This is a genomic window from Streptomyces sp. ATexAB-D23, assembly GCF_000373645.1.
Classification (GTDB): Bacteria; Actinomycetota; Actinomycetes; order Streptomycetales; family Streptomycetaceae; genus Streptomyces; species Streptomyces castrisilvae.
The window spans coordinates 94,029-109,109 of record NZ_KB892009.1; the positions used below are offsets into that span (position 1 = coordinate 94,029).

11 protein-coding genes and 1 riboswitch are annotated in these 15,081 nt (G+C 70.9%); of the genes, 7 read left to right on the plus strand and 4 right to left on the minus strand.

Going from position 1 to position 15,081, the window contains the following annotated elements; translation table 11 throughout:
* Positions 1 to 62: 62 nt before the first annotated feature.
* From rlmN to B082_RS0110770, 4 genes are all read left to right on the plus strand, one after another.
* Entirely contained in the window at positions 63 to 1,169 is a 1,107-nt protein-coding gene (gene rlmN / locus B082_RS0110755) for a 23S rRNA (adenine(2503)-C(2))-methyltransferase RlmN (protein WP_018551796.1), read from the plus strand.
* Between the two features lie 74 nt (positions 1,170 to 1,243).
* A riboswitch (TPP riboswitch) is annotated at positions 1,244 to 1,360 on the plus strand.
* Positions 1,361 to 1,442: 82 nt separating this feature from the next.
* On the plus strand, positions 1,443 to 2,546 hold the full coding sequence (locus tag B082_RS0110760) for a thiamine ABC transporter substrate-binding protein (RefSeq protein WP_018551797.1): 1,104 nt from the start codon (positions 1,443 to 1,445) through the stop codon (positions 2,544 to 2,546).
* An 86-nt stretch (positions 2,547 to 2,632) separates the two neighbouring features.
* Positions 2,633 to 4,237, plus strand: coding sequence for an ABC transporter permease (locus B082_RS0110765; RefSeq protein WP_037709879.1), 1,605 nt, complete (start codon positions 2,633 to 2,635; stop codon positions 4,235 to 4,237).
* Positions 4,238 to 4,257: 20 nt separating this feature from the next.
* Positions 4,258 to 5,283 (plus strand): ABC transporter ATP-binding protein, encoded by a 1,026-nt coding sequence (locus B082_RS0110770; protein ID WP_018551799.1) that lies wholly within the window; start codon positions 4,258 to 4,260, stop codon positions 5,281 to 5,283.
* Between the two features lie 91 nt (positions 5,284 to 5,374).
* Here the strand turns inward: B082_RS0110770 and B082_RS0110775 are convergent, their stop codons facing one another.
* Both B082_RS0110775 and B082_RS0110780 read right to left on the minus strand, forming a co-directional pair.
* The gene (locus B082_RS0110775; RefSeq protein ID WP_026249648.1) at positions 5,375 to 6,559 is read right to left on the minus strand and encodes a hypothetical protein; all 1,185 of its coding nucleotides are present in this window, start codon (positions 6,557 to 6,559) and stop codon (positions 5,375 to 5,377) included.
* Positions 6,541 to 7,278, minus strand: coding sequence for an ABC transporter ATP-binding protein (locus B082_RS0110780; protein ID WP_018551801.1), 738 nt, complete (start codon positions 7,276 to 7,278; stop codon positions 6,541 to 6,543). The genes B082_RS0110775 and B082_RS0110780 overlap by 19 nt, the downstream gene beginning before the upstream one ends.
* A gap of 351 nt (positions 7,279 to 7,629) precedes the next feature.
* On the opposite strand from B082_RS0110780, the gene B082_RS0110785 reads away from it, so the two are divergent.
* The 3 genes from B082_RS0110785 to B082_RS35920 all read left to right on the plus strand — a co-directional run bounded on the left by B082_RS0110785 (position 7,630) and on the right by B082_RS35920 (position 13,181).
* Positions 7,630 to 9,069 carry a gamma-aminobutyraldehyde dehydrogenase gene (locus B082_RS0110785; protein WP_026249649.1) on the plus strand — a complete coding sequence of 480 codons (1,440 nt, stop codon included), beginning with the start codon at positions 7,630 to 7,632 and terminating at the stop codon, positions 9,067 to 9,069.
* 340 nt (positions 9,070 to 9,409) lie between these two features.
* Positions 9,410 to 11,176 carry a glycosyl hydrolase family 28-related protein gene (locus B082_RS35910; RefSeq protein ID WP_018551803.1) on the plus strand — a complete coding sequence of 589 codons (1,767 nt, stop codon included), beginning with the start codon at positions 9,410 to 9,412 and terminating at the stop codon, positions 11,174 to 11,176.
* Positions 11,177 to 11,312: 136 nt separating this feature from the next.
* Positions 11,313 to 13,181 carry a glycosyl hydrolase family 28-related protein gene (locus tag B082_RS35920; RefSeq protein WP_420707678.1) on the plus strand — a complete coding sequence of 623 codons (1,869 nt, stop codon included), beginning with the start codon at positions 11,313 to 11,315 and terminating at the stop codon, positions 13,179 to 13,181.
* Positions 13,182 to 13,261: 80 nt separating this feature from the next.
* Here B082_RS35920 and B082_RS0110800 read toward each other — a convergent pair whose 3' ends face one another.
* Positions 13,262 to 13,966 carry a glycerophosphodiester phosphodiesterase gene (locus B082_RS0110800; RefSeq protein WP_018551806.1) on the minus strand — a complete coding sequence of 235 codons (705 nt, stop codon included), beginning with the start codon at positions 13,964 to 13,966 and terminating at the stop codon, positions 13,262 to 13,264.
* A gap of 24 nt (positions 13,967 to 13,990) precedes the next feature.
* On the minus strand, positions 13,991 to 15,025 hold the full coding sequence (locus tag B082_RS0110805; protein ID WP_018551807.1) for an adenosine deaminase: 1,035 nt from the start codon (positions 15,023 to 15,025) through the stop codon (positions 13,991 to 13,993).
* Positions 15,026 to 15,081: the final 56 nt, after the last annotated feature.

Consider the following 15,081-nt stretch of genomic DNA (forward strand, 5'->3'; position numbering starts at 1 on the left):
CGGGCGGCCCGGCCGGACGACGCACACGGGTACCTCCGCACGTCTGCGACACTGGAGGAACCATGCCTAAGCCCGGAGAACTCACTTTCGTCGCGCCCCGCGGAGCCAAGAAGCCGCCGCGGCACCTCGCCGACCTCACGCCCGCCGAGCGCAGGGAAGCCGTCGCCGCGATCGGCGAGAAGCCGTTCCGCGCCCAGCAGCTCTCGCAGCACTACTTCGCGCGGTACGCGCACGACCCGGCCGAGTGGACCAACATCCCGGCCGGGTCGCGGGACAAGCTCGCCGAGGCGATGTTCCCCGACCTGATGTCCGTCGTCCGCCACATCAGCTGCGACGAGGACACCACCCGCAAGACCCTGTGGAAGCTGCATGACGGGACGCTGGTCGAGTCCGTCCTGATGCGCTACCCGGAGCGGGTGACGATGTGCATCTCCTCACAGGCCGGCTGCGGGATGAACTGCCCCTTCTGCGCCACCGGGCAGGCCGGTCTCGACCGCAACCTGTCCACCGCCGAGATCGTCCACCAGATCGTGGACGGGATGCGGGCGCTGCGCGACGGCGAGGTCCCCGGCGGTCCCGCCCGGCTCTCCAACATCGTGTTCATGGGCATGGGCGAGCCGCTGGCCAACTACAACCGCGTGGTCGGCGCGATCCGCCGGCTGACCGACCCCGAGCCCGACGGCCTCGGCCTCTCGCAGCGCGGGATCACCGTCTCCACCGTCGGCCTGGTGCCCGCGATGCTGCGGTTCGCCGACGAGGGCTTCAAATGCCGCCTCGCGGTCTCGCTGCACGCCCCCGACGACGAGCTGCGCGACACCCTCGTACCGGTGAACACCCGGTGGAAGGTGCGCGAGGTGCTGGACGCGGCGTGGGAGTACGCGGAGAAGTCCGGCCGCCGCATCTCCATCGAGTACGCGCTGATCCGTGACATCAACGACCAGGCCTGGCGCGGGGACCTGCTCGGCCGGCTCCTCAAGGGCAGGCGGGTGCACGTCAACCTCATCCCGCTGAACCCGACGCCCGGCTCGAAGTGGACGGCCTCGCGGCCCGAGGACGAGAAGGCGTTCGTCGACGCCATCGCCTCGCACGGTGTGCCGGTCACGGTCCGCGACACCCGGGGCCAGGAGATCGACGGGGCCTGCGGACAGCTGGCGGCCTCCGAGCGCTGAGGCCGGGAGGCCGGGGACATGGGCCCCGTCCTCGGCCGAAACGGGCCGTGTAGCCTGGGGCCGAAATCAACTGCATATTCCGACAGGGGAGCGCCACAGCGCTGAGAGTGCGGCACCAAGGACAGGTTGGCCGCAGACCCTCTGAACCTCGCCCGGGTCATTCCGGGTAGGAAGTTCGGACCATACTCAAGCTGTTGCGCCCTGCCCGCTTCCGGTTACGACCGGTGCGGGCGGGGCCGCGTCTCTTCCTGGTCACTCCAGGAGGAATCACACATGAGCACCACCCAGAAGGCCGCGGTGGCGGCCGTCGCCGCCGCGCTCGGCATCACCGCGCTGGCCGGCTGCGGCAGTTCCGACGACCCGGCCCCGGGCGCCGAGGGCACCAAGGGCACCGGTTCCAAGACCGTCACGCTCGTCACCCACGACTCCTTCAACGCCTCCAAGGACGTGCTGAAGGACTTCACCCGCGAGACCGGCTACACCGTCAAGGTGCTGAAGAGCGGCGACGCGGGCGCCGCCCTCAACCAGGAGATCCTGACCAAGGGCTCTCCGCGCGGCGACGTCTTCTTCGGCGTCGACAACACCCTGCTCTCCCGCGCCCTCGACAACGGCCTGTTCACGCCGTACGAGGCCAAGGGGCTCGACCGGGTCCCGGCCGACGTCCAGCTGGACGCGGACAAGCACCGGGTCACCCCGGTCGACACCGGCGACATCTGCGTCAACTACGACAAGAAGTACTTCGCCGACAAGAAGCTCGCACCGCCGAAGACCTTCGCCGACCTGGCGAAGCCCGCGTACAAGAACCTGCTCGTCACCGAGAACGCCGCGACCTCATCGCCCGGTCTCGGCTTCCTCCTCGGCACCGTCGCCACGTACGGCGAGGACGGCTACCAGGACTACTGGAAGAAGCTGAAGGACAACGGCGTCAAGGTCGTCGACGGCTGGGAGCAGGCGTACAACGAGGAGTTCTCCGGCTCCGCGGGCGGCAAGAAGGCCAAGGCGGACCGGCCGCTCGTCGTCAGCTACGCCTCCAGCCCGCCCGTCGAGGTGCTGTACGCCGACCCGCAGCCGGGGACCGCGCCGACCGGCGTCGCCACCGGGACGTGCTTCCGCCAGATCGAGTTCGCCGGACTCCTGGACGGGGCGAAGAACGAGGCCGGCGGCAAGGCCCTGCTCGACTTCCTGATCGGCAAGAAGTTCCAGGAGGACATGCCCCTCACCATGTTCGTCAGCCCGGTCGCCGAGGACGCGAAGGTGCCGGAACTCTTCACGAAGTTCGGCGCCACCGCAGACAAGCCGGCGACCGTCGCCCCGGACGCCATCGCCAAGAACCGTGAGCAGTGGGTCCAGTCATGGTCCTCGCTCGTAGTGAAGTAGCGAAGGATCCCGTACGCGGACCGGGCGCGCGCGGGAAGTCCGCACGCGCCCGGTCCCGGCGCGGGAACGTGATCCGGCTCGGTCTCATGGCCGTGCCGGTCGCCTTCTTCGCCGTGTTCTTCGCCTATCCCGTCGCGGCGATCGTCGGCCGGGGGCTCAAGACGGACGGCGTCTGGCAGTTCGGCGGGTTCGGCGAGGTGCTGGCCCGGCCGGAGATCCGGGACGTCCTGTGGTTCACCCTGTGGCAGGCGCTCGCCTCGACCGCGCTGACCCTGCTGATCGCGCTGCCCGGCGCCTATGTATTCGCCCGGTTCGACTTCCCCGGCAAGCAGGTGCTGCGGGCCGTCGTCACGGTGCCGTTCGTGCTGCCGACCGTCGTCGTGGGCACCGCCTTTCTCGCGCTGCTCGGCCGCGGCGGCCTGCTGGACGAGCTGTGGGGCGTACGGCTCGACACCACCGTGTGGGCGATCCTGCTGGCGCACGTCTTCTTCAACTACGCGGTCGTCGTCCGCACGGTCGGCGGCCTCTGGGCGCAGCTCGACCCGCGTCAGGAGGAGGCCGCCCGGGTCCTGGGAGCCGGCCGGTTCACCGCCTGGCGGCGCGTCACCCTGCCGGCGCTCGCCCCGGCCGTGGCCGCCGCCGCTCTGATGGTCTTCCTCTTCACCTTCACCTCCTTCGGGGTCGTGCAGATCCTCGGCGGGCCCGGCTTCTCCACGCTGGAGGTGGAGATCTACCGGCAGACCGCGCAGCTGCTCGCCCTGCCCACGGCTGCCGTGCTGACGCTCGTACAGTTCGTCGCGGTCGGCGCGATCCTCGCCGTGCACGCCTGGACCGTACGGCGCAGGGAGCGGGCGCTGAAGCTGGTCGACCCGGCGCAGACCGCCCGCCGGCCGAGCGGCGCCGGGCAGTGGACGTTGCTCGCCGGGGTGCTGCTGAGCGTGCTGGTGCTGATCCTGCTGCCGCTCGCGGTGCTGGTGGAGCGTTCGCTCGGCGGGTCCGGCCTCGCCTACTACCGCGCGCTCACCTCGGCGGACGCCAACAGCGGTACGTTCCTGGTCGCGCCCATCGAGGCGATCGGCAACTCGCTGCGCTACGCCGTGGTCGCCACCCTCATCGCCCTGGTCGTCGGCGGGCTGGCCGCGGCCGCGCTCACCCGCCGGGCGGGCCGGCTCGTACGGGGCTTCGACGCGCTGCTGATGCTGCCGCTCGGGGTCTCCGCGGTCACCGTCGGCTTCGGCTTCCTGATCACCCTGGACAAGCCGCCGCTGGACCTGCGGACCTCCTGGATCCTGGTGCCCCTCGCCCAGGCGCTGGTCGGGGTGCCGTTCGTCGTACGGACCATGCTGCCGGTCCTGAGAGCGGTGGACGCACGGCTGCGCGAGGCCGCCGGGGTGCTCGGCGCGTCCCCGCTGCGGGCCTGGCGCGAGGTGGACCTTCCGCTGGTGCGGCGGGCGCTGCTGGTCGCCGCCGGCTTCGCCTTCGCCGTGTCGCTGGGGGAGTTCGGCGCCACCGTGTTCATCGCGCGGCCCGACAACCCGACGCTGCCGGTGGCCGTGGCCCGGCTGCTCGGGCGGTCCGGGGAGCTCAACTACGGCCAGGCGATGGCCCTCAGCACCATCCTGATGCTGGTGTGCGCGGTGTCGCTGCTGCTCCTCGAACGCATCCGCACCGACCGGTCGGGGGAGTTCTAGGAAATGGGGAGTTCCGGAAAATGCTGACACTCGAATCGGCCACGGTCCGCTTCGGTGAGCGGGTCGCGCTCGACGGGGTGGACCTGGAGGTCGCCGATCACGAGATCGTCTGCGTGCTCGGGCCGAGCGGCAGCGGCAAGTCCTCGCTGCTGAGGCTGGTCGCGGGGCTCCAGGAGCCGGACGGCGGGCGGGTCCTGCTCGACGGCGCCGACCAGGACGGTGTCCCGGTGCACCGGCGCGGGCTCGGCCTGATGTTCCAGGACCACCAGCTCTTCCCGCACCGGGACGTCGGCGCCAACGTCGCGTTCGGCCTGCGCATGCACGGCGTGGGCCGGGACGAGCAGGACCGCAAGGTCGCCGAACTCCTCGACCTCGTCGGCCTCCCCGGCGCCGAACGGCGTGCCGTCGCCACGCTCTCCGGCGGCGAGCAGCAGCGCGTCGCCCTCGCCCGTGCCCTCGCCCCCCGGCCCAGGCTCCTGATGCTGGACGAACCCCTCGGCCAGCTGGACCGCAGCCTGCGTGAACGCCTCGTCGTCGAACTGCGCGCCCTCTTCGGCCGGCTCGGCACGACCGTGCTCGCCGTCACCCACGACCAGGGCGAGGCGTTCGCCCTGGCCGACCGGGTCGTCGTGATGCGCGAGGGACGCGTCGCCCAGGTGGGGACCCCGCTGGAGGTGTGGCAGCGCCCCGCCTCCGCGTTCGTGGCGCGTTTCCTGGGCTTCGACAACGTGGTGGAGGCGACCGTCGACGGGGAGACGGCGCTCACGGACTGGGGCGAGGTACCGGTGCCCGCCGGGTCGAGGCAGGGGGCGTGCGATCTGCTGGTGCGTCCGGCCGGGGTGCGGATCGGCGGGCCGGGGAAGGGGCTGGGCTGCGTCGTCGGCGCGCGCACCTTCCGCGGCAGCCATGTCGCCGTGACCCTGCACCCCGAGCACGGCCCGGTGCTGGAGGCCGAGTGCTCACTGCGCGGGACGCCGGACGAGGGGGAGCGGGTCGGGGTCACCTTCGACGTCTCGGAGTGCGTCGTGCTGCCCGCACTCTTCTGACGGAGGGACGGACGGGCCGGGGCTGGGGCATATGCGACGGACCGGCCGGGCAGTGCGCCCAGGCCGGTCCGTCGGGTCCGTCCGGTCCCGCTCAGGGGGTCAGCGGCAGCGCCGCCAGTTCCGCGATGGCCCAGGTGATCGGGGCGAACACCACCAGCAGCGCGGCGGCACGCAGGGCCGTCGCCGCACGCAGCGCCGAGGCCGGGGCACCGAGCCGCAGCAGCGCCCGTGCCGTCTCGGCGCGGGCCTGCTTCGCCTCCAGGGCGGAGGTCAGCAGCGTCGCCGTGGTGCAGCCGATGACGAGCACCGCCCCGAGCGCGGTGAGCGGGCCGAACGGGCGGGGCCCCGTCCCGTACAGCGCGAAGGCGGCGATGATCCCCGAGAGGACCGCGCAGACCACCCCGAGCGGGCGGCCGATGCGCTGCGCCTCGTCCATCAGGACCCGGCCCGCCAGCAGGCGTACGGCTCCGGGGCGCACCATCTGGAGCAGCCGCCCGCACAGATGGGTCAGACCGGGGCCCGCCATGGCCAGGCCGATCGCCGTCAGCGTCCAGCCGACGAGTACCCAGGCCGGTGTGGCGTCGAGCTTGCCGGGAAGCGGGAAGGGGCTGCCGGCCGAGCCCCGGCTCGCGTACGCCTCGACGGCGAGACCGGCCGCCGTCAGGGCCACGCCCCAGGGCAGTCCGGTGGGCGGGGCCGCGGGGGTAGGAAGCTCCTCGGCGGGCGCCGGGTCGGCGGTGTCCTCGGCGGGGCTCGCCGCCCGTACCGGACGGGTGCGCAGCGCCAGCGCGCTGGCCGTCGCGGCGGACGCCGGCACCAGGGTCAGCAGGACGAGGACGGCGGCGACCGGAAGCGGAGCGTCCGCGCCGAGCAGCCCGGCGGCTGCGCCGTCGAACGGCAGCCCGGACAGGTCGCCGCGCAGGTGGAGGAAGAACAGCAGCGCCACCGCGGAGCCGAGGGTGCACGAGACGGCGGTGGAGACCGCGGCGAGGACGCTGAGCCGCACCGGGCCGAGGCCGACGGCGGACAGCCCGGAGCGCGGCCGGGTGCTCGGGTCCGTACGGGCCACCGCGACGGCGAACTGCACCGTGGTGGCGAGCGGGACGAGGCACCACAGCAGCCGCAGCACCGAACCGGCCGAGTGGGCGGGATGCCCGGCGGCGTAGCCGAGGGTGCACAGGAGGAGGAAGCCGACCCCGGCGGAGGCAGCCGCGACGAGCAGCCTCCGCATCAGGACCAGGGGATGGGAACCGCGGGCTAGACGGAGAGCGAGCACGCCGCGCGGCCCTCCGGATCGGTTTCGGCGGGCAGGGTGACCGTGGAGACGCGGCGCCCGTCCAGCAGGGGCACCACACGGTCGGCGAGGGCGGCGATCTCCGCGTCGTGGGTGGCGAGCACCACGGTGATGCCGTGCGAGCGGGCGGCGCTGGTCAGGGTCCGCAGCACATGGGTGCGGTCGGTGCGGTGCAGACTCGCGGTCGGCTCGTCGGCGAAGATCACGGAGGGCCCCGCGGCCAGGGCACGGGCCACGGAGATCCGCTGCCGCTGGCTCTGCTGGAGGGTGTGCGGGCGCTGCTTGGCGCACATGCCGATGTCGAGGCGCTCCAGCCACTCCATGGCGGCCTTCTTCGCCTCCCGGTGCGAGGCGCCGCGCAGCAGGAGCGGGAGTGCGGTGTTCTCCCAGGTGTTCAGCTCCGGGACGAGCTGCGGCTCGGGGGCGATCCAGCCGAACTTGTCGCGGCGCAGCCGCTCCCGCAGCCTCGGCCCCATGGTGTGCACGGGCACGCTGTTGAACCAGACCTCGCCCTCCTGGGGGACGAGCTGGCCGGAGAGGCAGTGCAGCAGGGTCGTCTTGCCGCTGCCGCGCGGGCCGGTCACGGCGAGGATCTCGCCGTCGCGGATGCCCAGGGATACCCCGCCGAGCGCGGGCGAGCCGTTGTGGGAGTGCTGCAGGGAACGCGCCCAGATCACATCGTTGTCCGGCGGGGCCACCATGGCGTACACCTCGGTTCAGATCAGATATCCCGTTCCCCCGTACGGGGGAACGAAGAGGGGGCCGATCGGTCACTCGGCACCGTAGGGATTCGGATCGCGGTGTGCGTACAGCACGCGGCCCGGGTACGCCTCATCCCACTCGATCGGGCGCATCCGGGCTGCGCCGGGCGTATGAGATGACCGCCCGCCGACGGGCGTGGGACGGTCAAGGGGAGGTCAAGACGGGAACAGTCGATCAGCCGGTCGAATGTTCGCTCAGAACTTCGTCCGCGGCCTTGCCGATCGCCGGGCAGGGACCCCCGACTACGCTGGGCGTCTCACCCATTGGACTCAACATCAGGAGGGGTGGCCGTGACCGCTGAGGTACGCCGTCTGCGCAACTACATCAACGGGGAGTTCCGGGACGCCGCCGACGGGCGGACGATCGACGTGGTCAACCCGGTGACCGAGGAGGTCTACGCGACCTCGCCGCTCTCCGGCCCCGCCGACGTCGATGCCGCGATGGACGCCGCCGCAGCCGCGTTCCCCGCCTGGCGCGACGCCACACCGGCCGAGCGTCAGCGCGCCCTGCTCAAGGTCGCGGACGCCTTCGAGGAGCGCGCCGAGGACCTGATCGCCGCCGAGTCCGAGAACACCGGCAAGCCGATCGGGCTCACCCGCACCGAGGAGATCCCGCCGGTGGTGGACCAGATCCGCTTCTTCGCGGGTGCCGCCCGGCTGCTCGAAGGGCGCTCGGCCGGCGAGTACATGGAGGGGCTGACCTCCATCGTGCGCCGCGAGCCGGTCGGCGTCTGCGCGCAGGTGGCACCGTGGAACTACCCGATGATGATGGCCGTCTGGAAGTTCGCCCCGGCGCTCGCGGCGGGCAACACCGTCGTCATCAAGCCGTCCGACACCACGCCGGCGTCCACCGTGCTGATCGCCGAGATCATCGGGCAGATCCTGCCCAAGGGCGTCTTCAACGTCATCTGCGGCGACCGGGACACCGGCCGCGCGATGGTCGAGCACCGGATTCCGGCGATGGCCTCCATCACTGGTTCGGTCCGGGCCGGCATGCAGGTCGCCGAGTCGGCGGCCAAGGACGTCAAGCGGGTCCACCTGGAGCTCGGCGGCAAGGCGCCCGTCGTCGTCTTCGAGGACACCGACATCGCCAAGGCCGTCGAGGACATCTCCGTCGCGGGTTACTTCAACGCAGGGCAGGACTGTACGGCGGCGACGCGCGTCCTGGTCCACGAGTCCATCCACGACGAGTTCGTCACCGCGCTCGCCAAGGCCGCCGCCGACACGAAGACGGGCCTGCCGGACGACGAGGACGTGCTCTACGGCCCCCTCAACAACGCCAACCAGCTGGCCCAGGTCAGCGGCTTCATCGAGCGCCTCCCGGCCCACGCCAGGGTCGAGGCGGGTGGCCACCGGGTCGGTGACAAGGGCTATTTCTACGCCCCGACCGTGGTCTCCGGGCTCAAGCAGGACGACGAGATCATCCAGAACGAGGTCTTCGGCCCGGTCATCACCGTCCAGTCCTTCACGGACGAGGCCCAGGCGCTGGAGTGGGCCAACGGCGTCGAGTACGCGCTGGCCTCCTCGGTGTGGACCAAGGACCACGCGCGTGCCATGCGGATGTCGAAGAACCTCGACTTCGGATGCGTCTGGATCAACACCCACATCCCGCTCGTCGCGGAGATGCCGCACGGTGGTTTCAAGAAGTCCGGTTACGGCAAGGACCTCTCGGCCTACGGCTTCGAGGACTACACGCGCATCAAGCACGTCATGACGTCCATCGAGGGCTGACCGTACCCACCCGTATGACGTCCATCGAGGGCTGACCCTACCCACCCGCGGCCCCGCGCGAACCAGCAGGTTCGCGCGGGGCCGCGGGTGTTTTCGGGTGATCCGAGTCCGGTCGTGAGCCCTCGGATCAAGCGGCCGGAGGCCCTGGAGCGGGTGGCGGAGCCGGAGCCGCCGGCCGCCCGCACCCCGACACCAGTTGATTGTTTCACCTCACTGTCAAAAATTTTCGAAATCTGAGCGACATCTTGTGTTCGCGTGTTCGTGATGCTTGAGTGTGAGGCGCTTCCCCTCCCCCCACCTCCCCCACCGGGAAGCGCAGCCGCAGAGGATTTGGAGTGTCATGAGCACGTCATCCCCCACGCGTCATTCGTACGTACTCGCCGTCGCGGTCGCCCTCGTGGGCGCGGTCGTCGGCGTCACCGGCCCGGCCTCCGCCCAGCAGGCCCCCGAGCCGAGGGCGGCGGCCGTGGCGGGCGCCACGCTTCCCTTCAGCTCCACCGAGGCGGAGTCCGCCACCACCACCGGCCAGAAGATCGGGCCGGACTACACCCAGGGCACCCTGGCCTCCGAGGCCTCGGGCCGGCAGGCGGTCCGCCTGGACACCGGTCAGAGCGTGGAGTTCACCCTCGCCGAGGCGGCCAACGCCGTGAACGTCGCTTACAGCGTCCCGGACGGGCAGAACGGTTCACTCGCGGTCTATGTCAACGGCACCGCGCTCGACGCGTCCCTGCCCGTCACCTCCGAGTACAGCTACGTCGACACGCCCTGGATCGCCGGCGCGAAGACCCATCACTTCTTCGACAACGCCCGCCTTCTCCTCGGGCGCGACCTCCAGGCGGGCGACACGGTGAAGCTGGAGGCCGTCTCCACCGAGGTCACCGTCGACGTCGCCGACTTCGAGCAGGTCGGCGCGCCCGCCGCCGCACCGTCGGGAGCGGTCTCCGTCGTGGACAAGGGAGCCGACGCCACCGGGCAGCAGGACTCCACACAGGCGTTCCGCGAAGCCATCGCCGAGGCCGGGTCCAGTGGCGGCACCGTGTGGATTCCGGCGGGCGACTTCAAGCTGGACTCCGAGCTCAGCGGTGTCGAGAACGTGACGATCCAGGGCGCCGGAAGCTGGCACTCGGTCGTGCACGCCTCACGGTTCATCAACCAGAGCACCTCCGCCGGCAACGTCACCATCAAGGACTTCGCGGTCATCGGCGAGGTCACCGAGCGGGTCGACAGCAACCCGGACAACTTCGTCAACGGATCGCTCGGCCCGGACTCCCGGGTCAGCGGCATGTGGTTGCAGCACCTCAAGGTCGGCCTCTGGCTGACCGGCAACAACGACAACCTGGTCGTCGAGAACAACCGGATCCTCGACACCACGGCGGACGGCCTGAACCTCAACGGCAGCGCCCACGGCGTGCAGGTGCGCGACAACTTTTTGCGCAACCAGGGTGACGACTCGCTCGCCATGTGGTCGCTGAACGCCGCCGACACCGACTCCGCCTTCGCGAACAACACCATCTCCCAGCCCAACCTGGCGAACGGCATCGCCATCTACGGCGGCAGCGACATCACCGTCAAGGACAACCTGATCAGCGACACCAACGCCCTCGGCAGCGGTATCGCCATCTCCAACCAGAAGTTCGCCGACCCGTTCTTCCCCCTCGGGGGCACCATCACCGTCTCCGGCAACACCCTCGTACGCACCGGGGCCGTCAACCCCAACTGGGGGCACCCGATGGGCGCGCTGCGCGTGGACGCGTACGACAGCGCCATCGAGGCCAATGTGAACATCACCGGCACCACCATCAAGGACAGCCCCTACAGCGCCTACGAGTTCGTCTCCGGCGGCGGCACCGGCCAGGAGGTCAGGAACGTCACGGTCGACGGGTCGGACGTCGACGGGGTCGGCACGGTCGTCGTCCAGGCCGAGACGCCCGGCGCCGTGACGATGTCGGACGTCACCGCGACCGGCGTCGGCGCGGCGGGCGTCTACAACTGCGCCTACCCCGAGGGCTCCGGCACCTTCACGCTCACCGACGGCGGCGGCAACTCCGGCTGGGACACCACCTGGGACGACTGCTCCGCCTGGCCCGAGCCGGACAGCGGGAACTAGCGCCAAGTCGTATACATCACCCCCCCCACATCACCCCCCCCACATTTCCCCCCGCATCCCCCCCCACATCGAGAGGAACACCGTGACAAGGAGAGACTGGAGCAGGCGGAGCATCGCCGTCACGCTCGGCGCCACGCTGACCGCCGTCTGGCTGCTGCCGGCCGCCGCACACGGCGCGCCGGTGGTGTCCGCACCGACGGCCGCCGCGGCCGACCGGGGCGCGCCGTCCCCGTACACCGAGTACGAGCTGGAGGACGGCACCTTCGACGGCACCCTGCTGGAGACGGACGCCACGCGTACCTTCGGGCACACCAACTTCGCCACCGAGTCGTCGGGGCGCAAGTCGGTACGGCTCGACTCCACCGGCCAGTACGCGGAGTTCACGTCGACCGTCAGCACCAACTCGATCGTCGTCCGCAACTCCATACCCGACGCGCCGGGCGGAGGCGGCCAGGAGAAGACGCTGAGCCTCTACGCCGACGGCACGTTCGTGCAGAAGCTGGACCTGTCGTCCAAGCACAGCTGGCTGTACGGCAGCACGGACGACCCGGAAGGTCTGACGAACACCCCGGGCGGTGACGCGCGGCGCCTGTTCGACGAGTCGCACGCCCTGCTCGACAAGACCTATCCCGAGGGGACCACCTTCCGTCTCCAGCGGGACGCCGACGACGACGCCGCGTACTACGTGGTCGACCTGGTCGACCTGGAACAGGTGGCGCCGCCCGCGAGCAAGCCCGAGGAGTGCACCTCGATCACCGAGTACGGCGCGGTCCCGGACGACGGGAAGGACGACACGGACGCGATCCAGGCGGCCGTCACCGCCAACCAGAACGGTGAGATCGACTGTGTGTGGATCCCGGCCGGGCAGTGGCGCCAGGAACAGAAGATCCTCACCGACGACCCGCAGGACCGAGGGGAGTACAACCAGGTCGGCATCCGTGATGTCACGATCCGGGGTGCCGGCATGTGGCACTCCCAGCTCTACTCCCTGACCCCGCCGCAGGACGCGGGCGGCATCAACCACCCGCACGAGGGCAACTTCGGCTTCGACATCGACGACAACACCAAGATCTCGGACATCGCGATCTTCGGCTCCGGCACCATCCGGGGCGGTGACGGCAACGCCGAGGGCGGCGTCGGGCTCAACGGCCGCTTCGGCAAGAACACCAAGATCACCAACGTCTGGATCGAGCACGCCAACGTCGGCACCTGGGTCGGCCGCGACTACAGCAACATCCCCGAGCTGTGGGGCCCCGGCGACGGGCTCGAATTCAGCGGGATGCGCATCCGCAACACCTACGCGGACGGCATCAACTTCACCAACGGCACCCACAACTCCACCGTCACCGACTCCTCCTTCCGCAACACCGGGGACGACGCACTGGCCGTGTGGGCGAGCAAGTACGTCAAGGACCCGGCGGTCGACGTCGGTCACGACAACGTCTTCAGCAACAACACGATCCAGCTGCCCTGGCGGGCCAACGGCATCGCGGTGTACGGCGGCTACGGCAACAGGATCGAGAACAACCTGGTCTCCGACACCATGAACTACCCGGGCATCATGCTCGCCACGGACCACGACCCGGTGCCCTTCTCCGGGGAGACCCTGATCGCCAACAACGGGCTCTACCGCACGGGCGGGGCGTTCTGGAACGAGGACCAGGAGTTCGGCGCGATCACCCTGTTCGCGCAGGGCTCCGACATCCCCGGCGTCACGATCCGCGACACCGACATCCAGGACTCGACGTACGACGGCATCCAGTTCAAGACCGGCGGGGGCGCGATGCCGGATGTACAGATCAGCAACGTGACGATCTCCGGGTCCTCCAACGGCTCCGGCATCCTCGCCATGGGCGGCGCCCGAGGCAGCGCGACGCTCACCGATGTGACCATCAGCGGCTCGCGCGACGGAGACGTCCTGGTCGAACCCGGATCGCAGTTCGTGATCGACACGGGTGACACGCAGGCCACCGCCGGGACGCGGGGCAGCGGGCAGGGACAGTAGCGACCCGGCGGCGGGGCCTCTCGCCCCGGCGCTCGGCGGGACCGCCTGGATCCGACTCCCCGGATCCGGGCGGTCCTACGTCAACGGTCCTTTCGGGCGGCGGACTTCGCGATCACGGAGTGCAGCACATCGATCCGGTTGGTGGTGATGGAGTCCACGCCGTGCCGGATCAGCCGGCGCATCGTGCGACCGGTGTCCGCGGTCCAGGCCGAGACCAGCAGCCCGTCCCGGTGGTTGCGGTCCGCCAGCTCCGCACCGACCAGGCCGAAGCGGTAGTTCAGCCAGCGCGGCCGTACCGCGTCCAGCAGGGCCGGGCGCGGCGGCGCGAGTGTCGTCCAGGTCATCGCGATCTCGGCGGACGGGTCGGCGGCCCGTACCCGCAGCATGGCCTGGGGGCCCGCGCAGTAGTACACCCGGTCACCGGCCCCGCACTCCCGCACCACCCCCACCGTCCGCCGCACCGACTCGTCCGTGGAACCGGGCAGATCGACCATCACCCGGTGCGCCCCGACGGCGAGCAGCGCCTCGCGGAGCGTCGGCACACCGCCCGCCGTCAGCTCGGTCAGCTCCCGGTGGGTGAGCCGGTCCAGCCGCAGGTCACGGCCCCACAGCCGGTCCAGCGTGGCGTCGTGCAGCAGGACCGGCACCCCGTCGCGGGTGATCCGGACATCGACCTCGACCGCGTCCGCCCCCCGTTCGACGGCGGAGCGGACCGAGGGGAGGGTGTTCTCGCGGGCACGGTACGGATCGCCGCGATGGGCGACGGCGGTGACAGGCATGGGCATGGGGCCATTGTCACCGCCGGGCGGTCACCGTCCGACGCTCGCCAGCCAGTTGTCCGTGTACGTGTCGATTTCGGCGGCCAGTGCGCGCTTGCCGGCCGGGTCGAGGAAGGATGCCTCGACGGCGTTCTTCGCGACCGAGGCCAGGCCCCGTTCGTCGAGACCGAGGATGCGGGCGGCCACCGCGTACTCGTTGTTGAGGTCGGTGCCGAACATGGGCGGGTCGTCGCTGTTGATCGTGACCAGCACGCCCGCCTGGACCATCTCCCTGACCGGGTGCTGCTCGATGTCCTTCACCGCCCGGGTGGCGATGTTCGACGTGGGGCAGACCTCCAGGGCGATGCGGTGCTCGGCGAGGTGGTCCAGCAGCTTGGCATCGGCCACCGAGCTGGTGCCGTGGCCGATGCGCTCGGCGCGCAGCGACGTCAGCGCGTCCCAGACGGTCTGCGGGCCCGTGGTCTCCCCGGCGTGCGGCACCGAGTGCAGGCCGGCGGCGATCGCGCGGTCGAAGTAGGGCTTGAACTGCGGGCGGTCCACGCCGATCTCCGGGCCGCCGAGCCCGAACGAGACGAGCCCCTCGGGCCGCAGGTCCACGGCGAGCCGGGTGGTCCCCTCGGCCGCTTCGAGACCGGCCTCGCCCGGGATGTCGAAGCACCAGCGCAGTACGACACCGAGCTCCCGCTCGGCTGCCTTGCGGGCGTCCTCTATGGCCTCCATGAAGCCCTGCTCAGGAATGCCGCGCCGGGTCGAGGAGAACGGGGTGACCGTCAGCTCCGCGTAACGGATGTTCTGCCGGGCCATGTCGCGGGCGACCTCGAACGTCAGCAGCCGGACGTCCTCCGGGGTGCGGATCAGGTCCACGACCGAGAGATAGACCTCGATGAAGTGGCCGAAGTCGGTGAACGTGAAGTAGTCGGCCAGGGCCTCGGGGTCGGTGGGGACCTTGGAGTCGGGGTGGTGCGCGGCCAGCTCGGCGACGATGCGGGGCGAGGCCGACCCGACGTGGTGGACATGGAGCTCGGCCTTGGGCAGCCCCGCGATGAAGGGGTGCAGATCGGTCACCGGGGCCTCCGTGGGCGTGGTGTGGTTACGGGCCGCCGACCGCCAGGGGGTGGCCG